Genomic DNA, 23626 nt, shown 5'->3' with positions numbered 1-23626 from the left:
TGTATCGTCTTTTGTGATCTATATCACAAATTAAGATGAATAAAGCGGAAGCCTGCCACCCGGTCAAGCATAAAATTCAGAAAACTGGATAGACTCACCGAGTCTTCAAGCGCAGCAGGATGTCCTGGTCGTAGTTGCCAAATCCGCGGCCGAAAATGTTGATACCGCCCGGATGTTTTGCGTCATCACGCACACCGATACGAAGGCGAATCGAGTGATGCACATCGAGCTTCAGGTCGGCAAGCGAGACGTCGGAGATGCGCAAGCCGTCGACAAAGGCGCCATCGTCATTGATGCGGAAATTCTTCAGTTTTCCGTACTGGGAGCCCTTCAGCTTCCACCAATCGGGGGTAAAGACCCCGCGTTTGTCGCCAAAATCGCCTGGCGAGGTCCAGGTCCCGATGTCAGCACCATTGACTGTCAGCGTGATATCCGAGGGCCAGTCCGCGCTGGTGCCGGGGACCTCCGAGCTCAACTCCATCACGAATTCGATCTCGCGGATGCTGGTGTTCGTCAGTCTCGCATTATTCGGAAACTGGTACTCCACATAGCCCCTGGTAAACCAGATGAGCCCGGCCTTCATGCGGTCCGGATCGAGGAATGTATTCGGGACATCGAGCAGCCCGATAATGCCGTCGGCGGAACAGAGGCCGCAGGGCGCCGTCACCTCAAAGCCGGTATAGAGACCGAGAGGCATGGAGACCTCAATGGCATCCGGTTCCGTTTCCTTGATTTCATTCTTGAAAACGACGAGGATTTCGTCATAGACGCTGTGGCAGACCTTCTGGTTGCCCTTGCGCGCCTTTTGGCTTTCCGTGCGGATCAGGCCGGCATCCTCGAGCATCTGCACGTTGGTCGACACGCTGGATTGAGGAAGCCCCAGAATCTCAGCGATTTCGTTGACATTCAGCGCCCCCTTCTCGTGCAAAAGCTTCAAAACAGCGACACGCGCCGGTGATGCAAGTCCCTTCAGAATGGGCATGCCTTCTTCGGGATCAACGACGAGAAAGTTACGGCTCATGGGGCTCCGGCGGGCGAGATAGAAATGCGTATATCTGTTCTATATCAGATATATTGATCTAATCAATTGCATCAGGCGCGCTTCTGTTGATGAATGGCCCCCAGCGTCTGGCTCAGAATATCGAAGATGCGCGGCTCAAGTGTCTGGGAGACATTGAAGCGGATGTAGTTCGTGGCGGTCTGCGACAGACTGAAGGCGTTGCCCGGCGCCAACACGACCCCCTTCTTCAAGGCGAGCCGCGCAACCTCGGCAGCATCAATGCCATCGGGCAGCCTGCACCACAGGAACAACCCTGCCTGCGGCTCCAGCCAGGGATTGATCCCGATCGCCTTCAGGCGGGAAGACACGTCGAGCATGACGTGGGCGAGCTTTGAGCGCAGCGCCTCGACATGCTTACGGTAGCTGCCGTCGCTGAGGACATTGAACACGAATTCCGCCGAGAGCCGGCCGCCACCGAACGAGGTTGCGATCTTCAGGTCCGTCAGCCCTTCGATCCATTCCGGTTTCGCGGCGATGAAGCCGCAGCGCGCTGCGGCGGACAGGGTCTTCGAGAAACTTCCGATATGAATGACCCGATCGAGGCCATCGAATGCCGCCAGGCGCGGCGCCGGCGTGAATTCGAAATCCGCGAAAATATCATCTTCGATGATGGTCACACCGAATTGCTCGGCAATCTTCAGCACCCGGTGTGCCGTGACTGGCGAGAGAGTTGCGCCCGTCGGATTGTGGATCGCTGAGTTTGTGATGTAGAGGCGTGGCCGCTCTTTCGCGACCACCTGCGCAAATATCTCCAGGTCCGGCCCGATCGGCGTATAGGGCACGCTGACGATCTTGGCGCGATGAGCGCGCAACAGGGCATGAAAATTGAAGTAACACGGATCGTCGACCAGTACCGTGTCGCCAGGCTCAAGCAGAAACCGGCACAGCAGATCGATTGCCTGCGTTCCCGACTCCGTCAGCATGATCTGATCCGGTGACGCCTCCAATGCTCGGTCGGCCAGACGCCGGGCAATCAGTTGTCGAAGCGGTGACAATCCAAGCGGCGAGCCGTAATCAGCCAACGACGTGCCCTGAGCCCGCGAAAGCGTCCTGAGCGCGCGCCGCATTCCCTCCTCAGGAAGCCAACTGGCAGGAAGCCATCCGCAGCCCGGCTTCAATCCATCGCTCGCTGTTTCCAGCGACTGCCGGGAGACCCAGAACGGATCCACATCGCGGTCGAGCTTCGGGCCGCTTTCCGCCACGGAAAACGGCGCCACCTGATTTGCGACATAGAACCCCGATCCGGGCCGCGCATGGATGACGCCTTCGGCGACCAGACGCTGGTAGGCATCGACTACTGTGGAGGTGGACACCTTCAGGCCAGTCGCCAGGCCTCTGACGGAGGGGAGCTTGGCGCCCGCCGCCAGGCTGCGGCTTGCGATCCGCTGGCGAATTGTCGCCATGACCATTGCCACCCGGGTGGTGTTCCCAGATTCTGCATCCATAACCATCTGTATTGCTTTCGGGACCATAACAGTTTTACGAAAGCGTACCACTTCGTCGCTGGCGACACCATCGGCTTTGTTCGATAACACCGCTGCAATAATGGAGTGAAAAATGGACCGGACACTGTCGGGATGGCTCAACGGATTTGTGGGCGTGGTAATTTTCAGCGGATCGCTGCCGGCGACGCGGGTGGCGGTGATGCAGTTTGATCCCGTGTTTCTGACGGCAGCGCGGGCGGCGATCGCCGGGATGCTTGGGCTTGCGCTGCTTGCTCTGTTTCGCGAAAGCCGTCCGAGCCGACGTGACATTGTTCCGCTAATCGTCGTTTCACTCGGCGTTGTTGTCGGCTTCCCCCTGCTGACCGCACTCGCCCTGCAGCACGTCACCTCCGCGCATTCCATTGTCTTCATCGGTCTGCTGCCGCTTTCGACCGCAATATTTGGGGTCATCCGTGGCGGCGAGCGCCCGAAGCCACTTTTCTGGCTGTTCTCCGGCCTTGGTAGCGCCCTGGTCGTCGGCTTCGCGCTATGGCAAGGCATTGCCGCGTCCTTTGTCGGCGACGCCTTGATGTTGGCCGCCATTGTTGTCTGCGGGCTCGGCTATGCCGAAGGCGCACGCCTCTCGCGGGAGCTCGGCGGCTGGCAGGTCATTTGCTGGGCGCTTGTTCTGGCGCTGCCATTGATGCTCGTGATCGCGGCCGCAATGATGCCGCCAAGCTTCTCCGGCATCGGTCCCTCCGCCTTTGCCGGCCTTGCCTACGTCTCTTTGTTCAGCATGCTGATCGGTTTTGTTTTCTGGTACCGCGGGCTTGCGCAGGGAGGAATTGCGGCTGTCGGGCAATTGCAGCTCCTGCAACCGTTTCTCGGCCTGGCGCTCGCCGCGACACTTCTGCACGAGACTGTAAGCGTCTCGATGTTCGCGGTAACCGTCGCCGTCATCGTCTGCGTCGCAGGCGCTCGAAAGTTTGCCCGCTAGCCTCTCGCCCTTTTATAAAAAAAGCCCCGCGGCTGAGCCGCGGGACTTCTTGAGGCCGTGACCGGGAGAGAGTTGGTCAGGCGGCCTGAACCTTGCGCGCAGTGCGCGCCCATGCCGGCAGCCACTCGCCGTGCGCGGCCAAAAGTTCGTCCGTCATCGTCCAGATCTGGTCGAGGTCGAGTTCGGCGGCTGTATGCGGGTCCATCATCGCGGCATGGTAGATGTGCTCGCGGTTCTCGGTCATCAGAGCCTGAACGGTGAGTTCCTGCACGTTGATGTTGGTGCGCATCAGCGCGGTGAGTTGCGGCGGCAGGTCGCCGATGAAGGTCGGCTGGATGCCGGATGCATCGACCAAGCACGGGACTTCGGCGGCGCAATTGGCGGGCAGCGAGGTGATGCAGCCATTGTTGCGGACGTTGCCGTAAATCACCGAGGGTTCGCCGGTCCAGACCGAGTTGATGATCGAGGAGGCATATTCCTTCGACTGCTTGACCTCGATCTTCTCGGCCGAGCGATAGGCTTCCGCCTGACCCTTCCAGCGCTCGATCTGCTCGATGCAGCGCTTCGGGTATTCGTCGAGCGGGATGCCGAACTTCTCGATCAGGTCCTCGCGGCCTTCCTTGATGAAGTAGGGCGTGTACTCGGCGAAATGCTCGGAGCTTTCGGTGACGAAATAGCCGAGGCGGGTCAGCATCTCGTAGCGCACCTTGTTCGGGCAACGCGGGTTCCAGCCCGGCTTCGGCGCGCGGCCTTCACGATAGGCGCGCACAAGATCCGGATAGAGGTCCTTGTAGGAACCATCGGGCTGGCGATGCTCGAACTTCAGGTAGAAGGCCATGTGGTTGATGCCGGCCGAGCGGTAGCGGATATCCTCGTAGGGGATGTCCAGATCGTGGGCGAGCTCCATCGCCGTGCCCTGCACCGAGTGGCAGAGGCCGACCTGCTTGATCGTGGGATACTTCTCGGCGATTGCCCAGGTGTTGATCGCCATCGGGTTGACGTATTGCAGCATGATCGCTTCCGGGCAGACCACGAGCATGTCCTCGCAGATCTTCCACAGATGCGGCACAGTGCGCAGGCCGCGCATGATGCCCCCTACGCCAAGCGTATCGGCGATCGTCTGGCGCAGGCCGAACTTCTTCGGGATATCGAAGTCGGTTACCGTGCAGGGCTCATAGCCGCCGATCTGGAAGGCGACGACCACGAAATCGGCGCCTGTGAGCGCCTTGCGCTGGTCCGAATAGGTCTCGGCCTTGGCCTTGACGCCCAGCGTCGAGATCAGCTTGTTGACGACGATGGCGCTTTCTTCCAGGCGCTGCGGATTGATGTCCATCAGGGCGATGGTCGCGCCCGACAGCGCGGGCCGCTGCAGCACGTCGCCGATGATGTTCTTCATGAAGACGGTGGAACCAGCTCCGATGAAGGTGATCTTGGGGTTTCTTGCCATAATATCCTCCGGCATTGGCAATCACGCTACCTCGAAAGCGGCTTTCACGAGCCGTTCGGTGTAGGCGGTCTTGGGATTGGTGAGAACTTCGTTGACGGGTCCCTCTTCCATGATCTTGCCATGCTGCATGACAATCACCCGGTGGCAGAGGGCACGCACGACCTTGAGATCGTGCGAAATGAAGAGATAGCTGAGGCCTCGCTCGTCCTGCAGCTTGCGCAATAGCTCGATGATCTGCGCCTGGACCGAAAGGTCGAGCGCCGACGTCGGCTCGTCGAGGAGGATGAATTCCGGCTCGAGCGCGATGGCCCGGGCAATGGCAATACGCTGGCGCTGGCCGCCCGAGAATTCGTGCGGAAAGCGCGACAGGATATTGCCCGGCATGCCTGCCGCGATCAGCGCTTCGCGCACCCGGTCCAGCCGCTCGGCCTTGGTCGCGCCGAGCTTGTTGACCACAAGCCCTTCCTCGATGATCTGGCCGATCGTCATGCGCGGGTTGAGCGATGAGAACGGGTCCTGGAACACGACCTGCATGCGCGAGCGCAGCGGCCGCATCTCGGCGCGTGACTTGCCGTGTATCGGCTCGCGGTCGAAATAGATCTCGCCATTGTCGGCATCGTTCAACCGCAACAGCGCCTGCCCGAAGGTCGTCTTGCCGGAGCCGGATTCACCGACGAGGCCAAGTGTCTCATGCTTGCGCAGCGTCAGCCCCAGGCTGTCGACGGCCACGAGTTCCTTCAGCTCCGGCTTGAAGAAGCTACCGTGGCGCATCATGAAGGACACGCGCACGCCCTTGGCGTCGAGGATGACCTCGGACCCCTCGGGCAGCGGGTTCGCCTGGCCGCGCGGCTCCGAGCTCAGAAGATGCTTGGTGTAGCTATGCTGCGGATTGGCGAAGAGCTTTTCCGTCGTGTTGTGCTCGCGCATCTCACCGTGCTGCATCACGTAGACGTAGTCGGAGAACTGCCGGACGACGGTGAGGTCGTGGGTGATCAGGATCACCGCCATCCGCATTTCCTTCTGCAGGTTGCGGATGAGGTTGAGGATCTGCGCCTGCACCGTCACGTCGAGCGCGGTGGTCGGCTCGTCGGCGATCAGGACATCGGGCTCGTTGGAGAGCGCCATGGCGATCATCACGCGCTGGCGCTGGCCACCGGACAGCTGGTGCGGATACTGCTTCAGGCGCGCTTCCGGATCGGGGATCTGCACGTGCTTCAACAGTTCCAGCGCGCGAGCATATGCCTGTTTCTTGCTCATCTTCCGATGCACGCGGATCGCTTCAACGATCTGGCTGCCGATCGTGTAGATCGGGTTCAGCGAGCTCATCGGCTCCTGGAAGATCATCGAGATCCGGTCGCCGCGCAGCTTGCGGCGCTCACGCTCCGGATATTTCAGAATATTGGCGCCGTCATATTCAACGGTCGATTTCGGCGCGACGACGGCGCGCTTCGACAAGAGCCCCATGACGGTGCGGGCTGTTACGGACTTGCCGGAGCCGGATTCGCCGACGATGGCAATGGTCTCGCCGCGGTAGAGCTGGAAGGAGATGTCCTTCACCGCTTCCACGGTGCCATGCTCGACCTTGAAGTTGACGCCGATATTGCGGGCGTCGATGACGGGGCTTTCCTTGTGCGCATCGTGATCGAAACGGACGGGCGGGGCAAACGAGTTGACGAGTGCGAGAGCCATGTTCTTCACCTCAATCAATAGGGATCGACCGCGTCGCGCAGACCGTCGCCGAGCGCGTTGAACGCGAAGACGGTGACGAGCACGAAGCCGACGGGGGCGAGGATCCAGGGGTAGGTGCCGATCACCGAATAGTTGGCGGTGTCCTGCAGCATCAGCCCCCAGGAGATCAGCGGCGGCTTCACGGCAAAGCCGAGAAAGCCGAGGAAGGATTCGAGCAGCACGACGCTCGGGATATGCAGCGTGACGGCAACGATGACGTGGCTCATCACATTCGGGAAGATGTGCTGGAAGATGATGCGCCGGTCGGTGGCACCGACGGCCATCGCCGCACGGACATAGTCGATGCGGGCGAGCGCCAGCGTCTTCCCGCGCACCTCGCGCGACATCTGCGCCCAGCCGAGCGCCGACATGACGACGATCACGAAGGCGAGGAAGACGTTGGTGGGCGCGGTCACCGGGATCAGGGAGGTCAGCGCCAGATAGAGCGGTAGCTGCGGAAAGGCCAGAACCACTTCCACGAAACGCTGCACCCATGTGTCGAACGAGCCGCCGAAATAGCCGGAAACCATGCCAACCGTCGTGCCGATGACCGTGACGATGAAAACGACCGTTAGCGCGATGGTCAAGGATATCCGAGAGCCGATAATAGCGCGGGACAGCACGTCACGACCGAACTTGTCTGTACCGAGGAAATGAACCGGCTGCCCGTCCACCGAGCCGAAGAAGTGGCGATCGGCTGGAATGAGACCGAGCAGCTTGTATTCGGCGCCCTTCACAAAGAAGCCGAGGTTGCGCGGATTGTCGTAATCAGGGCCGACGATCGGCTGGAAGGTGACGGGGTCAAGTTCCTCGGATTCACCAAGCGCATAGACGCGCGGCGGATAGGTCAGGTTCCCGTCCTTGTCGTGGAAGCTCACCATCTGCGGCGGCGCGAAGCCGGTATCGGTGGCCTTGGGGTCCATCGGCGCGAAGAAATCGGCGAACACGGCCATGAAGAGCAGCAAGCCGACGAGGACGAGGCCCATCAAGCCGGTCCAGGAACGGCGGAGCCGACGCCAGACCAGCGACAGGTAGCTTTCATTGCCGTTCGGCAGGCCCTTGACGGTCTCTTCGTGCGGCGGTGGGGGAGCGGAATCGAAGGCGAGCATATCAGGCTCCTCCGTACTGGCGGACGCGCGGGTCCAGCATGGCAAGCAGCATGTCGGCGATGATGTTGCCGACGATCAGCGTTGCCGAAAGAACCATCATGAAGGTGGCGGTGACATAGACGTCGCCGATCGCCATGGAGCCGACGATCGCGGGGCCGACTGTCGGCAGCGAGAAGATGATCGCCGTCTCGATTTCTCCTGTCAGCATGTAGGGGAGCACAACGCCCTGGTACATGACGAGCGGGTGTAGCGCGTTCGGCACGGCATGGCGCATAACCACAGCACTGCCCGACAATCCCTTGGCTTTCGCGGTCTCCACATACTGGGCATTCAGCGTGTCGAGCAGATTGCCGCGCATGACGCGCATGTTGTAGGCGAGCCCACCGAAGGTGGCGATGGCGACAACAGGCCAGACATGGCTGACGAGGTCGACGAATTTCGCCCAAGACCACGGCGCTCCGCCATATTGCGGCGAGAAGAAACTGCCGATCTCCGAGACGTTGAACTGGAAGACGAGGAGGTAGACGATGATCAGCGCCATCAGGAAGCGCGGCACCGTCATGCCGAGAAAGGAGACGCCCGAAAGCAGGCTGTCGATCCAGCTGTACTGGCGGGTGGCCGCCCAGATGCCGAAGCCGATGCCAAGAACCGACGCTAAGATGTGACAGACGAGGGCGAGCAGCAGCGTGCGCGGCAGGCGCTCGGCCACGACGTCAGCGACCGGCTTGTTGTAGAACATGCTGTAGCCGAAATTGCCCTCGGTGATGATGCCCTTGATCCAGGCGAAATACTGGATGACCATCGGCTGATCGAGGCCATGGGCGACGCGGTAGGCTTGGGCCTGTGCGTCGGCGGCTTCGAAGGACGCGCCGCTCTGGTTGATCAGCTGCGATCTGATGTAGTCGGCATAGTCGCCCGGCGGAGCCTGGATGATCGCGAAGGTGACGATGCTCAGGATAATCAGGACGGGGATGGCGGACGCTATGCGCACGAGCAGGAAGCGTAACATCGGGCTCGTTTCTCCTTGCGGCCAGTCGCGCCTTTCGGTGCGGCCGGCTTGTTGATCTTGCCCGGCCGCGCGTCACGCGCGGCCGGTCCGTTTCTTCGGGAGGAGAACTTAGTTGATCGGGCCCTTTTCGCCGGGCTTGCCGGGCAGCTGCTCGGGGAACAGCTCGTACTTGCCCTGCTTGTCGGCGGCCACCCACAGGCGTTCGCGGATGACGGAGTCTTCAGCCCAGTTGAACATGAAGATCGGTGTTCCGGCCGGCACGTTCGAGAAGCGCTTGTTGATGATCAGCGCACCCGGATATTCCGTGAGACCGACGGTATCGACGTTTTCGGTCGCAACCTTCTGGTACTGCTTCATCAGTTCGACGCGCTCGTTGTTATCCTGGCTCGTCTGGAACTTGGTGACGATGTCCACGAGCTTTTCTTCGTATGGCATCAGATCGACCTTGCCGTCCTTGCCGGCGCGGTGCTGCCAGCTGGTGCGCGGACCGACAGGTGCGAGCTGTTCGGTGTTCTGCACGACGGAAGCGAGCTCCGGTGAACTGCGCTGGATCAACCAGTCGAAACGACCCGCATAGTGGGCATCGTCACGCTTGGGGCCGTCCAGGGCATTGAGGATGACCTTGATGCCGAGCTTTTCCATCTGCCCGATCACGCCTTCAGCAAGGCTCTTGTCGGTCGCATAGGCGTTGTTGACGAGAAGAACGATTTCGACATTCTTGCCGCCTTCAGTGCCGGCCGGGAAGTTCACGAAGCCGTCGCCGTCGCTATCCTTGAGGCCTGCCTTGGCAAGCAATGCCTTGGCGCCCTTCAGGTCAAACGGGTAGTAGACCACGGAGTTGCGGTCGTAGAAGCTCGTGCCGGAGGACAGGCCGCCCGGATAGATCGCGGTGAACGGACCCTTGACGAGCGAGTCGCCGATCGCCTTGCGGTCGAGGCCCATGGTGATCGCCTTGCGGAAGTCCTCGTTGCGGTTCAGTTCGCGAACAGCCTGGCCACGTGCGTCAGGATCGCCCCAGCCATTGGCAGAGAGGTTCATGCGCATGTTGTAGCCGATGAGACGGGGGCCGAAGGCGAGACGGGCGGGTGCCGTCTTTTCGGCGGCGCGCTTCAGCGACGCCACGAAGTTTTCCGGCTGCTCCAGGTTGGAAATGTCGCCGGAACCGGCAACGGCCTGCACGTCGCGGTCAGCCCAGGTGGAGAGCTTGTAGTGCAGTTCGTTGAGGTAAGGCAGCTGGTTGCCCTTCTCGTCGACCTTCCAGTAGTAGGGATTGCGGCGCATCACGATGATATCGTCGGGGCGATATTCGACCGGCACCCAGCCACCCATGACCGGCAGGTTCATGTACTCAGGCGGGAAGGCATTCTTGAACTGGTCGTAAGTGTTCTTCGAATACTTCGGATGCTGCGGCTTCAGGATGTGCGACGGACCCGGGCAGAAGCTCGGATAGGACATCGTGTAGAGATACTGCTTCGGGAAGGCTTCCTTGAAGGTCCATTCGACCGTGTAGTCGTCGATCTTCTTCAGTGTCGTTCCCACGCCGAAGGCTTCCGGCGATGCGCCGCCACCGAGCGGCGAAACGTTAGGGTCGATGACCTCGTCGTCCCAGTAGAACATGATGTCGTCAGCGTTGAAGGCGACCCCATCCGACCACTTGGCGCCTTCGACGAGGTGCATGGTCAGCTTGTGGCCGTCGGCGGACCAGTCCCAGCTCTTGGCGAGGTTCGGAAGCGGTTCGGTGTCCTTGGCCTCGACCTGGAAGAGCGGTGCGGTGCGCGTCAGGCACTCGGAGAGGCCAATGTCGATGCCGCCCCAGCCTTGAGTCTGGCCGGCGCCATAGTTCCAGCCCTCGGGCCGGCCACCGATGACGTGGCGCAGCGTGTCGCCATAAACGCCGACGCCGTCGACCATGTTCTCGGTCTTGAAGACCAGCGGCTCCTTCGGCAGACGATCCTTGACCGGCGGAAGCTTGCCGGTATCGACGAAGTTCTTCTTCACCCAATCCGGTTCGTTATACGAAGGAAGCGCCTTGAACTCCTCGATGGAGTCTCTCGATACGTATTTGATCTTGCCTTCCGCCGGAAACTGCGGCGGAACGGGCGGTGCGGTCGGCTCCGAGGCGTAGGCGCTCAGAGCCGAAACGGAGACGCTGAGCGCCAGTCCGGCCATAATGCCAATATTGCGGAAATTTCTCATCGTTTCTCCCTCTTGCTTCAGGGTGCCTTCGGCAGCCCCGCTTCTCCTCAACGATCCGATGACGGGCTTGTGGCGATGGGGCCCTCCCGAGCCCCATCGCCACCCGTCGTCAGCGAAATTCAGACCGCCTGCTTGAGCGCGGCCTTCTCGGCACGCAGTTCGTCGATCGAGCGAACATTGCGGCGTGCAGCACCTGCCCATTCGCGGGTTTTGACAGTCGACTTGGCCAGGCGTTCCTTCGCAGCCGGAACTGCGTCCGCATATTGCGGCAACCAGCGGGCCTGGGCGACGACCATTTCATCGACCATCTGCCAGACTTCCTCGGGCGTCGCCACGGCGCCGACCAGCGGGTCGTGCAGGACGGCGAGCTTCAGGAGATCGATATCGCCGCTGATAGCGGCATGAACCGACATGCGCTGGACGTTGATCGAGGCCATGCAGGTCGCGGCGCAGGCTTCCGGGATGGTGATGCCTGACACCATGTTGATGCCGAAGCGGTCGACGAAGCCGGGCGATTCGATGATCGCATCCGATGGCAGGTTGGTGATCACGCCGTTGTTCTTGACGTTGAAGTGGCCCCGGTACACGCGCCCGGTTTCCAACGCCTCGAGAATGTGGCTCGCATGCTCATTCGAACGCTTGGACCGATCGATCGGCTTCGCTGCCGACTCCAGGAACTGCGGGAATTCGGTTTCGAACCAGTTGCGGGTCTCGGTGGAGTGACGGAGATAACCACCGGTTTCGCCATGGATCCAATCGGACATGTCGATCCACTTGGTAATTTCATCTGGCCGCTTGCGGTACCAGGGAAGGTACTCGGACAGGTGGCCGTTGCTTTCCGTCGAGTAAACCCCGAAGCGCTTCAGCACGTCGATGCGGAGCTTTTCCTGCTGCGAGAACACGGGATGCGCCTCGAAGGCGGCAACCAACTCGTCCTTGCCGATCTTGCGACCGTTAAGCTTGAGATCGACGAACCAGGTCTGGTGGTTGATGCCCGAGCAGATGTAGTCGAGTTCGGAAGGCGATTTCGCGCCGAGCACTTCCGCGATCTGTTCGGCGCCATGCTGGACGCCATGGCAGAGACCGACCGTGTCGACCTTGCCGTATTCGATCGCAGCCCAGGTGTTCATCGCCATCGGGTTTGCGTAGTTCAGGAACTTCGCGCCCGGTTCGGCGACTTCGCGAATGTCTTTGCAGAAATCCAGAATGACAGGAATATTGCGCTGGCCATAGAGAATGCCGCCGGCGCAGATCGTGTCACCGACGCACTGATCGATGCCGTACTTCAGCGGAATGCGGATATCGTCGGCATAGGCTTCGAGACCGCCGACGCGCACGCAGCTGATGATGTAGCGCGCGCCGGTCAGCGCCTCGCGGCGGTTCGTCGTCGCCGTCACCTTGGTCGGCAATTTGTTCGATGCAACAATCGTGTCGAGGATCTGCTTGATCATCTGGAGATTGTGTTCGCTCATGTCCGTAAGCGCGAACTCAACGTCCTGGAATTCCTGCACACAGAGGATATCGGTGAACAGTTTTTTTGTGAAGCCGACGCTGCCTGCGCCGATGATAGCGATTTTGAAACTCATGATCCTTGCCTCAATGCGATCAAATGTGCCGGCGCTGAATGATGAGAAGAAGAATGGGACGCGGGCTTGCGCTCTACGCCAAAAAAGGCCAGAAATCCGGCTTATTCTCCTCCCCGCCACTCCTCGATGCTGGCGGTGTTCTCTCTCTTGAGGGCGGATTATGCGCATATTCGGCGGGGCCGCCAGAGAAGGATTATGCTTTCATGGGTAATTCTGTGCTGCAGAAATTGATTAACAATGGGCCAGTCATGCGGACGGTGTCGCTGCCGCGCGGCCGCCAGAGCCTGCACACAATGCCGACCAGCACGGGCTACGAAATTCGCGAGAATGCGACCTATGACTGGGACGGCAGAAAGCGCGGACAGACGCCTTTTACCGTCCTGCAGCATACGATCAAAGGCGCGGGCAACTTGCGCTACGAGAATCGCGAGTTTCGCGTCAAGGAAGGGGAGACGCTGCTTGTCCTCGTCCCGCACAATCATCGCTATTGGCTCGAAGAAGGGGACCGTTGGGAGTTTTTCTGGATTTCCATGAACGGTGAGGAGGCACTGCGCATCCACCGCTCGATCCTCGCTGTGACCGGCCCGGTTCTGAAACTGCAGCCGCAAACGATCGAGCATCTGGCGGATTGCAGTCTCCGGCTGATCAATGGCGGGGAAACGCCGGGGCTGGCCTCGGCAATCGCCTATGAGGCCGCCATGGCGCTTTATGACGACGTCTTTGGCTCGCATCCGGTCTTCAGCGAGGAATACCGGACGATGCAGCATGTCATCGACTACATCATGGCAAACCTCGAGCGCCCGCTACCCGTGGAGGATCTTGCGCGGGTCGCCGGCCTCAGCCGGGCGCACTTTTCGCGGATGTTCGCAGCCAACGAGGGCCTGCCGCCGGCCGAATTCGTCCTGCAGAAACGGCTGAAGCGGGCCGTCAAATTGCTGACGAAGACCGCAAACATGCCGGTCAAGGAAGTGGCGATCCGCTCAGGCTTCGAGGACGCCAACTACTTCTCGAAGGTATTCCGCCGGGTCTATGGCACAAATCCAACCGAGTTCCGTACAACAGGCATGTATGCGAGCGTCGGCAAGGGGCGCTGACGCTCGCGGCGAGCGCGGAACTAGCCCGCGCTATCGTAGCTGAGCTTTGGATACCAGCTTGGCGGTCGGCCTTCAGGGGTTGTGTCAAGCACGTTCCAGAGCGGCATGAAGTCCGGTGCACCCCGCGGGTCCTGGCCGGGATCAGCCGTTACCGGCCCCATTTCCGGGTTCCAGAAGTGACGGATCGCACCGTCCTTGATCGTGAAGACGTTGTAGGCAGGATCATCACCGCCTTCCGGGCCAATGGCGTGGTAGTCGCGACTGAACTCTTCTGTCGTGTCCGAGTAGAGCGGCAGATGGTGCCAGCCTCGCTCCTTCTTGAATGCCAGCAATCGCTCGATCGGCGAGCGCGCGACAACCGCAAAGGCAGCCTGTTGAGAAATATCGGGCACTTCGCCATCGAGCGCCGATAGCATGGAGGTGCACATCGGGCATGGCCGCTCACTCTGCGGGCCGTACATATAGCTGTAGATCACGAGCGTTGGCTTGTCCGCGAAGAGGGCTTTCAGGCTAACCTCACCGTCCGGACCCTGAAAGCGGTAATCCTTGGTCACTTTCCCGCCGGGCGGCAAGGCACGGCGCTGCTCCGCGACGCGTTCGATATGCCGGCGTAGTTCGATTTCTTCGGCGAGCAATTCGTCACGAGCGCGCCGATACTCCGGGCTTTCATTCGGAAAACTGAGGCCGTTCCGTCTGGCCAGCTCTCTTGCGGAAACAAGATTATTCGCATCCATCATGTCAACCTCCTCCGGTTCTTGACGGGCGGATCTTTCCACCTCAAGACAAGAAACGTTTGGCGAGTGGGAAATTCGACATCAGTTCGAAAAGAAATTCGTGAAACCGCAGGTGACGCGCGGAGATATCTGGATTTACTCGGTGGCCTTCGCCGTCACGGTCAGCCTGGTTCCGTACGCGTCCCGCAGCTCGGTGTCCCCAGCGCTGCGGTCTGTGGCCTTGTGCAATAGCGTCGAGGTGAAGCCCGCCTTGTAAGAGCCGTCCACCAAAGTCACGTCGGAATTTCCGGGATTGTCCGAGCGCTCGAACCAATCGACCGGATGGCGGAGGAGGGTCATCTCTATCGCCCTGTTGGTGACGCCGTGGCCAACGACGATCACGTCGACACCATCATCTCCCTCGTGCGCGATGTTCTGCAGGAATAGCCGTACGCGCTGAGCGACGTCCGCGCGGCTCTCCCCATCTGGCGGACGCGCGTAGAATTTTCCGCTGTTGTTGCGCAGGCGCGCCCACTTCTCGAATTCGTCTGGAAACTTCTGTTTGCGCTCGGCGTGATCGTAGATCTCGGTAAACAGTCCAAAATCCTGCTCGCGCAGCAAATAGTCTTCACGGACGTCACCGACGACATCGGACGGCAGCGTTTCCAGAACGGCGTCCTTGCTCTGCCGCGTCCTGAGATACGGCGAGTACCAGATGTCAAGCTTGTGCGCTTCACCAGGCGGGTGGTCGCGGAGGTAGGCCGCGATCGCTTGCCCGGCGGTCAGAGCCTGACGATAACCCCATTGAGACAGCGGAACCGCGTGATCCCCGAACTGCCGGTAGGCTCGTTCGTCCAGATTGCCAAGCGACTCACCATGTCGAAGAAGAATAAACCGCATCAGCTATCCGCATTTCCCGCTGTCGAATAGTGACATCATGGAGCGTGACGGCTCCGACTGCAACGCAGGGACTTCGCGTGTCGTGCCAGTTTCGCGTTCACTGCGAGGCGGGCGCGAACCGCGCAACCAGAGCATGCCGGTCGCCGGGATAGGTGAAACGAACATGCGTGACCGGTCCGACATTGCTCCAGGTCCGTCGTTCAACGACCAGACATGCGGTGTGCCGCGCGATATCGAGAGCCGCCGCCTCATCGGGTCCGGCCGAGACTGCATGAATGCGATGTTCAGCGCTACTCCACGGGATCTGATTGATGAGCCATGCGCCGGGCGCGGTTTCCAAAAAATCGGCGCTCGCCGCTTCCGGTACAGTTGCGAGGCTGATCAGCCTCTGCTCCAGGCAGAACGGCCGTCCACCCGCGAAGTGAACGCAGACGACATCAACGACGGACGATCCCGGCGCAACATCGAGGCGCCTGATATCGTCGGCCTTCGCCTTGCGTTGCTCACGCTTGGTCACCGTAAAGGCATAGGAAAGATTCAGGGACTGAACTTCAGCCCGGATGTCGTGAATCTCGAGCACCGCCGATTGCGCCTGCGGCTGCGTGACGAAACTGCCCGATTTCTTCCGGCGCTCGATCAGCCCAGCCTTGGCAAGCTGGGTCAGCGCCTTGTTCACGGTCATGCGCGAACAGTCGTATTCCTTGGTAAGATCGATCTCAAACGGAATGCGGTGGCCCGGCGGCCACTCGCCCGAAACGATGCGGCCTTCGATATCGCTCACGATCCGCTGGTGCAAGGTTGTGTCCTTGCTATGGTTCATCGTCACGCTCCGTTTAATGCCTCCCGCTCTAATGCGTATATTGCTGCCTGGAAAGCCCTACGCTGCGAGAAGCTCACCCATCGCCTGCAGGAAACGTCGGTTGATTGCCTCGCGCTGCACATGGCGCCCACCGGCGACCTGCTTGCGACCGAGCGTCCAAACGCTGTCGACTGCCACGCCTCCGGCGAAAACCCAGTGATCGAGCAACTGATCCTCGGATAGATAGGGCACCGCTGACTTGTCCAGCGAAATGAAATCGGCATGATTACCGACCGCGATTCCGCCCGGCGCCTTCAGTGCTGCCCCCCCGCCGATGATGGCGTGATCGAAGAGGCTGCGAGCCGTCGAGCCACCCGGCACCGCGACCACATTGCGGGCCCTCAGCGCCAGACGCTCGGAGTATTCGAGCTGCCGCAGTTCACCCGAAAGCGAGATCAGCACGTTGGAATCCGAACCGATGCCGAGACGACCACCTTCTTCGATGAAAAGCGGCGCCTGGAAGGTGCCATCACCGAGGTTGGCTTCGGTGATCGGGCAAAGGCCGGCGATCGCCCCGCTTCGCGCCATGCCGCGGGTTTCCTCGTCGGTCATATGTGTCGCATGGATCAGGCACCAGCGGCCATCGACCGGCGCATTTGCCAGAAGCCATTCAACCGGCCGCGCCCCCGACCAGGCGATGCAATCTTCGACTTCCTTCATCTGTTCGGCGATGTGGATATGGACCGGTCCTTCGCCCGCCAGCGGCACGACCTTGGTGAGCTCCTCCGGCGTTGCAGCCCGGAGACTGTGGGGCGCCAGGCCCAGTTCCGCGCCGGGAAGCGCTGATGTCATCTTGCGGCAGCCATCCATCAATGCGGCAAAGCTGTCGAGCGAGTTGATGAAGCGCCGCTGACCGTCGATCGGCGCCGCGCCGCCAAAGCCGGAATGGGCATAAAACACCGGAAGCAGCGTCAGGCCGATTCCGCTCATATTTGCGGCCGCCCCGATCCGTTCGGCGAGCTCGGCAATGTTCGCGTAGGGCGTGCCGTCCTTGTCGTGATGCAGGTAGTGAAACTCGCCGACGCGAGAGAAGCCGGCCTCCAGCATCTCCATGTAGAGCTGGCTAGCCACGGCCTCGACATGCTCGGGCGCCATCGAAAGCGCGAACTTGTACATCACTGTGCGCCAGCTCCAGAAGCTGTCGTTCGCCGGTCCCCTCACTTCCGCAAACCCGGCCATCGCGCGCTGGAAGGCATGGCTATGGAGATTGCTCATTGCGGGGACGAGGGTGTCGTAATGCTCGTCGCCGGGCTCAGCCGCAACGCCCGTTTCAATGCTGGCGACACGGCCGTCCGCGATCGTCAGACGCACGTCCGTTTCCCATCCCGACGGAAGAAGTGCTGCGCTCGAATGAAGTCTGGTCGTTACCGTCTGAGCCATAACGCTTTTTCTCCTCTTTAGCGCCGCGCATCTTTCTTTTCGATGGAGCCGCACAAAATTTCACTTGTCACCCGATTATTATGTATATACATGTTTCCACATAAAGGAAGGCGCAAAGCTGATGAATGGGAACAAATTTTCAAGCGATAAGGCGTCCGGAGACCGCCGTCAGCATCTGTGGCGGAACGCGCGACTGGCAACACTCGACCCGCAAAAACAGGGCCTCGGCGTCATCGAGAAGGGCGCGATCGTTACACAGGGCGGCCGCATAAGTTTCGTCGGTCCGGAAGCGGAATTGCCAGTGTCGGCGATCGAGCGCGCCGAGATCACCGACCTCGAAGGCCGCTGGGTCACCCCCGGCCTCGTCGACTGCCACACCCATATTGTCTATGGCGGCAATCGCGCCCGAGAATTCGAAATGCGACTGGAAGGCGCGACCTATGAGGAGGTTGCCCGTGCCGGCGGCGGTATCGTCTCTTCCGTCAAGGCCACGAACGCGCTCAGCGTGGACGGGCTCATCGAAGCTGCGCTGCCGCGCCTGGATACGCTGATCTCCGAAGGTCTGACGACGATCGAAGTCAAGTCGGGCTACGGCCTGAACATCGACGGCGAACTGAAGATGCTGCGGGCCGCCCGGCAGCTGGAGCGTATCCGCCCGGTTCGCGTCTTCACTTCCTATCTCGGCGCACATGCCACACCGGTCGAATACAAGGGTCGCAACGGCGACTACATCACGGATGTCGTCATTCCAGCCCTCGAGCGCGCTCGCGCCGAAGGTTTGGTCGATGCTGTCGATGGCTTTTGCGAGGGGATCGCGTTCTCGACTGCCGAGATCGCGCGGGTCTTCGACACGGCCAAGGCGCTCGGCGTGCCGGTCAAGCTGCATGCGGAGCAATTGTCGAACCTCGGCGGCGCGAAACTCGCGGCATCCTACGGCGCCCTCTCCGCCGACCATCTCGAATATCTCGACGCAGAGGGATCTGCCGCGATGGCTGCGGCCGGCACCGTTGCCGTCCTGCTGCCGGGCGCCTTTTATGCGATCAACGAAAAGCAACTCCCGCCTGTCCAGGCGTTGCGCGATGCCGGCACTCATATTGCCATCGCGACCGATTGCAATCCCGGCACCTCGCCGCTGACGTCGCTGCTGCTGACGATGAACATGTCCGCGACGCTCTTCAAGCTCACGGTCGAGGAATGCATCGCCGGTGCGACCCGCGAAGGCGCACGCGCCCTCGGCCTCCTGGACGAGACCGGAACGCTTGAGACCGGCAAATCGGCCGACTTCGCCATCTGGGACGTCGAGAGCCTCGCCGAGCTCGTTTACCGCATCGGCTTCAACCCGCTTCATGCACATGTCTTCAAGGGCGAAAGGATCGACCGTTGACCATTACCCTTCATCCAGGCTCCGTTTCGCTCAAGGATCTGGAAACGATCTACTGGACCGGCGAGCCGGCAAAGCTCGATGCATCCTTCGATGCCGGCATCGCAAAGGCGGCCGCACGGATCGCCGAGATCGCCGCCGGCAATGCGCCCGTCTATGGCATCAACACCGGTTTCGGTAAGCTCGCCTCGATCAAGATCGACAGCGCCGATGTGGCGACGCTCCAGCGCAACCTCATCCTCTCCCATTGCTGTGGCGTCGGGGCACCGCTTCCTGAGAATGTCATTCGTCTGATCATGGCCCTGAAGCTTGTTTCGCTTGGTCGCGGCGCGTCCGGCGTGCGGCTTGAGCTGGTGCGGCTGATCGAGAATATGCTGGAAAAGGGCGTCATACCCCTCATTCCGGAAAAGGGCTCCGTTGGCGCCTCAGGCGATCTTGCACCGCTCGCGCACATGGCGGCGGTCATGATGGGTGAAGCCGAAGCCTTCTATGCCGGTGAACGTCTTTCCGGCAGCGCCGCGCTCGAAAAGGCTGGCCTGAAGCCCGTCGTGCTTGCCGCCAAGGAAGGCCTCGCGCTGATCAACGGAACCCAGACCTCGACCGCACTGGCACTTGCCGGTCTTTTCCGGGCGCACCGGGCAGCACAGGCGGCGCTCATCACCGGCGCCATGTCCACCGACGCAGCCATGGGCTCCTCGGCTCCGTTCCACCCGGATATCCACACGCTGCGCGGCCACCGAGGCCAGATCGACACAGCCTCGGCGCTTCGGGCACTCCTTGCGAATTCGGTTATCCGTGAAAGCCACATCGAAGGCGACGAGCGGGTACAGGATCCCTATTGCATCCGCTGCCAGCCGCAGGTCGACGGCGCCTGCCTGGATCTGCTGCGGTCCGTGGCGCAAACACTTGAGATCGAAGCAAACGCCGTCACCGACAACCCGCTGGTGCTCTCGGATAACTCCGTAGTTTCAGGCGGCAACTTCCATGCCGAGCCGGTGGCCTTTGCCGCCGACCAGATCGCGCTTGCCGTCTGCGAGATCGGTGCAATCGCGCAGCGACGCATCGCGTTGCTGGTCGATCCTGCCCTCTCCTACGGACTGCCGGCCTTCCTCGCGAAGAAGCCGGGCCTAAACTCTGGCCTGATGATCGCGGAAGTGACGTCGGCCGCCCTGATGTCTGAAAATAAGCAGATGTCGCATCCGGCCTCGGTCGACTCCACGCCGACCTCCGCCAACCAGGAAGACCACGTATCTATGGCCTGCCACGGCGCTCGCCGCTTGCTGCCAATGACCGAAAACCTCTTCAATATTATCGGCATCGAAGCGCTGACGGCAGCCCAGGGCGTCGAGTTTCGCGCTCCCTTGACGACGAGCCCCGAGCTGCAGAAGGCGATTTTGACCATCCGCAGCGTTGTGCCGACGCTGGAACTCGACCGCTACATGGCAAACGATCTGCAGGCGGCTGGCGATCTGATCGCGACCGGCGCGCTCAACGCCTCCGTCTCGTCCGGCATCCTGCCGGTCCTGGAGAGCTGAGATGGCTGTATTCGAAGTCAAACAGGGCTCATCGCCCGTTATCCTCGGATTTCCCCATACCGGCACCGAGGTACCGGCTGGCATCTGGGAGCGCCTGAACGATAACGGCAGGATTCTTGCCGACACCGACTGGCACATTCACCATCTCTACGACGGCCTGTTGTCCGACGTGACCACGGTCAGGGCGACATTCCATCGCTACGTGATCGATGCTAACCGCGATCCGGCTGGCGTGAGCCTCTATCCGGGCCAGAACACGACGGGCCTCGTTCCCGAGACGGATTTCGACGGCAAGGCCATCTGGAAGGATGGACAGGCGCCGACCGAGGCCGACATCGCCTCGCGATTGCGGGACTTCCATGCTCCCTATCATGCGGCTCTCGCAGCCGAGATCGAACGCGTCCGTGCAATCCACGGCGTGGCGATCCTTTATGACTGCCATTCGATCCGCTCTCACATCCCGTTCCTCTTCGAAGGAAAGCTGCCGGATTTCAACATCGGCACGGATATCGGCAAGACCTGCGACAGCGCCATCGAACAGGCGACGCTGACGGCCGTCAGAGCTGCCGAAGGTTACGACAGCGTCCTCAATGGCCGCTTCAAGGGCGGATGGACCACGCGACACTATGGGCAGCCGGACGCCGGCGTCCATGCCATCCAGATGGAGCTCGCGCAGTCGACGCACCTCGAGACCGAGGTGCCGCCATTTGCATACGACACCGCGAAGGCCGAGCGCCTACGCGTCCATCTCAAAGACATTCTGGTGCGTATCGAACAGATCGCGCTGGGCCTGAAACGATAACGATCACTCGACAGGGGAACCCGCATGACCTCGAATCCACGCCACAACATTCGCGAAATCCGCGCGCCGCGCGGCAACGAGCTCAGCGCCAAGAGCTGGATGACCGAAGCGCCTTTGCGCATGCTGATGAACAACCTCGACCCTGACGTGGCCGAAAACCCGCACGAGCTGGTGGTCTATGGCGGCATCGGCCGCGCTGCACGTACCTGGGCCGATTTCGACCAGATCGTCGCGACGCTCAAAACGCTGACGGAAGAAGAGACACTGCTAGTCCAATCCGGCAAGCCCGTCGGCGTCTTCCGCACCCACAAGGACGCGCCGCGCGTCCTGATCGCCAATTCCAACTTGGTTCCCCATTGGGCGACCTGGGACCACTTCAACGAGCTCGATAAGAAGGGTCTCGCCATGTACGGCCAGATGACCGCCGGCTCGTGGATCTATATCGGCACGCAGGGCATCGTGCAGGGCACCTACGAGACCTTCGTCGAAGCCGGCCGCCAGCACTACAATGGCAGCCTCAAGGGCAAGTGGATCCTCACCGGCGGTCTCGGCGGCATGGGTGGCGCGCAGCCGCTGGCAGCTGTCATGGCCGGCGCCTGCTGCCTTGCCGTCGAGAGCGACGAGACCCGTATCGATTTCCGCCTGCGCACCCGCTACGTCGACGAGAAGGCGAAGACGCTCGATGAAGCGCTCGCCCTGATCGACAAGTGGACCAAGGCCGGTGAAGCGAAGTCCGTCGGTCTGCTCGGCAACGCCGCCGAGGTCTTCCCGGAACTCGTTCGCCGCATGAAGGTAGGCGGTCCGCGCCCCGCTATCGTCACCGACCAGACCTCAGCCCACGATCCGCTCAACGGCTATCTGCCGATCGGCTGGACCGTCGCTGAACACCGGGCCAAGCGCGAAAGCGACCCGAAGGCCGTCGAGGCCGCCGCTCGTGCCTCGATGAAGCAGCATGTCGAGGCCATGGTCGCCTTCTGGGATGCCGGCGTGCCGACGCTCGACTATGGCAACAACATCCGCCAGGTGGCCAAGGAGGAAGGTTTCGAGAACGCCTTCGCATTCCCGGGCTTCGTGCCTGCCTATATCCGTCCACTGTTCTGCCGCGGCATCGGTCCGTTCCGCTGGGCGGCACTCTCAGGTGATCCGGAGGATATCTATAAGACCGACGCCAAGGTGAAGGAGCTGCTGCCAGACAACAAGCACCTGCACAACTGGCTCGACATGGCCCGCGAGCGCATCGCCTTCCAAGGCCTGCCGGCGCGCATTTGCTGGGTCGGCCTCGGCGATCGTCACCGCCTGGCGCTTGCCTTTAACGAAATGGTCAAGAGCGGCGAGCTGTCTGCACCCGTGGTCATCGGCCGCGACCATCTCGACTCGGGCTCGGTCGCTTCGCCTAACCGCGAGACCGAAGCGATGAAGGACGGCTCGGATGCCGTGTCCGACTGGCCGCTCCTCAACGCGCTGCTCAACACCGCATCGGGCGCCACCTGGGTTTCCCTGCACCACGGCGGCGGCGTCGGCATGGGCTTCAGCCAGCACTCCGGTGTCGTCATCTGCGCTGATGGCTCCGATGATGCCGCCAAGCGTCTCGAGCGGGTGCTGTGGAACGACCCGGCCACCGGCGTCATGCGTCACGCCGACGCTGGCTATGACATCGCGCTGGATTGCGCCAAGGAAAAGGGCCTGCGCCTGCCGGGTATCCTCGGCAACTAAGGCGTTGTACCGGGCTTCAGAACGTCATGAGGCCCGGATACTGCAGGACAGCCTGATCGACGGTCACCAGAGGCACGCCTTCGATGATAGCCTGCGCAATGAGAATCCTGTCGAAAGGATCCTTGTGGATCTGCGGAAGGCCCGCGATCGCAATGGCATGCTCACTGTTGATCGGCAGCTCGGTATAGCCGTTCGAGAGCAGGCGATATCTGAGAACATAGGGATCGGCGCGAAAGTCCGATCGTGCCTGCGCGTGCTTGATCGCCGTCTCCCATATGCTGGCAGGACTGAAGAGGAGCTCGTTCTGTTCGTCTTCAATCAGGTTTCTGATGGGAGTGGTGAGCCTAGAGATATCGCCGGCGGCCCAGATCAGGATGTGAGTATCGAGGAGAAACCTCATTCCGGAAGCAGTTCGCCACCATAGAACATCTCTTCGATCTCGTCGGCCATCATGGTGTCGAAATCATCCGGAACGGAGATTTCGCCCTTCATGAAACCGATCCGACGCTTCTTCGGCATATCGGCCTCGTCGATCGGCACGACTTTGACCATCGGCTTGCCGGCTTTGGCGATGATAAACGCCTCCCCTTTTGCGGCCTTATCGATCAGCCGCGACAAATGCGTTTTCGCTTCGTGTATGTTTACGGTCTGCATGACGGCCTCGGTCTAGACTTAGTTCACTGAACTTAGTTC

General features: G+C 61.1%; 20 protein-coding genes. 6 read left to right on the top strand and 14 right to left on the bottom strand.

The window, feature by feature from the left end:
- Positions 1 to 94: 94 nt before the first annotated feature.
- Complete coding sequence (locus ASE04_RS08940) at positions 95 to 1021, bottom strand: ArsR/SmtB family transcription factor (RefSeq protein ID WP_056815293.1); 927 nt, start codon at positions 1019 to 1021, stop codon at positions 95 to 97.
- Between the two features lie 71 nt (positions 1022 to 1092).
- Entirely contained in the window at positions 1093 to 2532 is a 1440-nt protein-coding gene (locus ASE04_RS08935; protein ID WP_056815290.1) for an aminotransferase-like domain-containing protein, read from the bottom strand.
- A gap of 85 nt (positions 2533 to 2617) precedes the next feature.
- Between ASE04_RS08935 and ASE04_RS08930 the strand changes: the two genes are divergently transcribed.
- Positions 2618 to 3481: a DMT family transporter gene (locus ASE04_RS08930; RefSeq protein ID WP_056815288.1), complete on the top strand. Its 864-nt coding sequence runs from the start codon at positions 2618 to 2620 to the stop codon at positions 3479 to 3481.
- 76 nt (positions 3482 to 3557) lie between these two features.
- On the opposite strand, the gene ASE04_RS08925 is transcribed toward ASE04_RS08930, so the two are convergent.
- The 6 genes from ASE04_RS08925 to ASE04_RS08900 all read right to left on the bottom strand — a co-directional run bounded on the left by ASE04_RS08925 (position 3558) and on the right by ASE04_RS08900 (position 12556).
- Complete coding sequence (locus tag ASE04_RS08925) at positions 3558 to 4928, bottom strand: alpha-glucosidase/alpha-galactosidase (RefSeq protein WP_056815285.1); 1371 nt, start codon at positions 4926 to 4928, stop codon at positions 3558 to 3560.
- A gap of 21 nt (positions 4929 to 4949) precedes the next feature.
- Positions 4950 to 6617: an ABC transporter ATP-binding protein gene (locus ASE04_RS08920; protein ID WP_056815281.1), complete on the bottom strand. Its 1668-nt coding sequence runs from the start codon at positions 6615 to 6617 to the stop codon at positions 4950 to 4952.
- A 14-nt stretch (positions 6618 to 6631) separates the two neighbouring features.
- Positions 6632 to 7765, bottom strand: a complete 1134-nt coding sequence (locus ASE04_RS08915) for an ABC transporter permease (protein WP_056815279.1) — start codon at positions 7763 to 7765, stop codon at positions 6632 to 6634.
- 1 nt (position 7766) lies between these two features.
- Positions 7767 to 8774 (bottom strand): ABC transporter permease, encoded by a 1008-nt coding sequence (locus tag ASE04_RS08910; protein WP_056815276.1) that lies wholly within the window; start codon positions 8772 to 8774, stop codon positions 7767 to 7769.
- 108 nt (positions 8775 to 8882) lie between these two features.
- On the bottom strand, positions 8883 to 10970 hold the full coding sequence (locus ASE04_RS08905; RefSeq protein ID WP_056815273.1) for an ABC transporter substrate-binding protein: 2088 nt from the start codon (positions 10968 to 10970) through the stop codon (positions 8883 to 8885).
- Between the two features lie 119 nt (positions 10971 to 11089).
- The gene (locus tag ASE04_RS08900; protein ID WP_056815270.1) at positions 11090 to 12556 is read right to left on the bottom strand and encodes an alpha-glucosidase/alpha-galactosidase; all 1467 of its coding nucleotides are present in this window, start codon (positions 12554 to 12556) and stop codon (positions 11090 to 11092) included.
- A gap of 203 nt (positions 12557 to 12759) precedes the next feature.
- Here ASE04_RS08900 and ASE04_RS08895 point away from each other — a divergent pair, with 203 nt between their 5' ends.
- Positions 12760 to 13650 carry an AraC family transcriptional regulator gene (locus ASE04_RS08895; RefSeq protein WP_056815649.1) on the top strand — a complete coding sequence of 297 codons (891 nt, stop codon included), beginning with the start codon at positions 12760 to 12762 and terminating at the stop codon, positions 13648 to 13650.
- Between the two features lie 20 nt (positions 13651 to 13670).
- Here the strand turns inward: ASE04_RS08895 and ASE04_RS08890 are convergent, their stop codons facing one another.
- The 4 genes from ASE04_RS08890 to ASE04_RS08875 form a co-directional block, all read right to left on the bottom strand.
- The gene (locus ASE04_RS08890) at positions 13671 to 14384 is read right to left on the bottom strand and encodes a DUF899 family protein (protein ID WP_056815645.1); all 714 of its coding nucleotides are present in this window, start codon (positions 14382 to 14384) and stop codon (positions 13671 to 13673) included.
- A gap of 135 nt (positions 14385 to 14519) precedes the next feature.
- Complete coding sequence (locus tag ASE04_RS08885; protein WP_056815266.1) at positions 14520 to 15263, bottom strand: histidine phosphatase family protein; 744 nt, start codon at positions 15261 to 15263, stop codon at positions 14520 to 14522.
- Positions 15264 to 15360: 97 nt separating this feature from the next.
- Complete coding sequence (hutC, locus tag ASE04_RS08880; protein ID WP_056815263.1) at positions 15361 to 16083, bottom strand: histidine utilization repressor; 723 nt, start codon at positions 16081 to 16083, stop codon at positions 15361 to 15363.
- 57 nt (positions 16084 to 16140) lie between these two features.
- Positions 16141 to 17502: a formimidoylglutamate deiminase gene (locus tag ASE04_RS08875; protein ID WP_056815260.1), complete on the bottom strand. Its 1362-nt coding sequence runs from the start codon at positions 17500 to 17502 to the stop codon at positions 16141 to 16143.
- Between the two features lie 121 nt (positions 17503 to 17623).
- On the opposite strand from ASE04_RS08875, the gene hutI reads away from it, so the two are divergent.
- The 4 genes from hutI to hutU are packed head-to-tail and all read left to right on the top strand — an operon-like array spanning position 17624 to position 22933.
- Entirely contained in the window at positions 17624 to 18886 is a 1263-nt protein-coding gene (gene hutI, locus ASE04_RS08870) for an imidazolonepropionase (protein WP_056815255.1), read from the top strand.
- Positions 18883 to 20418, top strand: a complete 1536-nt coding sequence (gene hutH, locus ASE04_RS08865; RefSeq protein ID WP_056815252.1) for a histidine ammonia-lyase — start codon at positions 18883 to 18885, stop codon at positions 20416 to 20418. Before hutI ends, hutH begins: the two co-directional genes overlap by 4 nt.
- A 1-nt stretch (position 20419) precedes the next feature.
- On the top strand, positions 20420 to 21220 hold the full coding sequence (hutG, locus tag ASE04_RS08860; protein WP_056815248.1) for an N-formylglutamate deformylase: 801 nt from the start codon (positions 20420 to 20422) through the stop codon (positions 21218 to 21220).
- A gap of 24 nt (positions 21221 to 21244) precedes the next feature.
- Entirely contained in the window at positions 21245 to 22933 is a 1689-nt protein-coding gene (gene hutU, locus ASE04_RS08855; protein WP_056815245.1) for a urocanate hydratase, read from the top strand.
- Positions 22934 to 22949: 16 nt separating this feature from the next.
- Here hutU and ASE04_RS08850 read toward each other — a convergent pair whose 3' ends face one another.
- A complete protein-coding gene (locus ASE04_RS08850) occupies positions 22950 to 23333 on the bottom strand; it encodes a type II toxin-antitoxin system VapC family toxin (RefSeq protein WP_056815243.1) in 384 nt (127 codons plus the stop codon).
- Complete coding sequence (locus ASE04_RS08845) at positions 23330 to 23587, bottom strand: type II toxin-antitoxin system Phd/YefM family antitoxin (protein ID WP_056815241.1); 258 nt, start codon at positions 23585 to 23587, stop codon at positions 23330 to 23332. The genes ASE04_RS08850 and ASE04_RS08845 overlap by 4 nt, the downstream gene beginning before the upstream one ends.
- Between the last annotated feature and the right edge of the window lie 39 nt (positions 23588 to 23626).

It is taken from the genome of Rhizobium sp. Root708 (assembly GCF_001429725.1).
In the GTDB taxonomy this organism is placed as follows: Bacteria; Pseudomonadota; Alphaproteobacteria; order Rhizobiales; family Rhizobiaceae; genus Rhizobium.
This window is presented reverse-complemented; position numbering and strand designations above follow the sequence as displayed.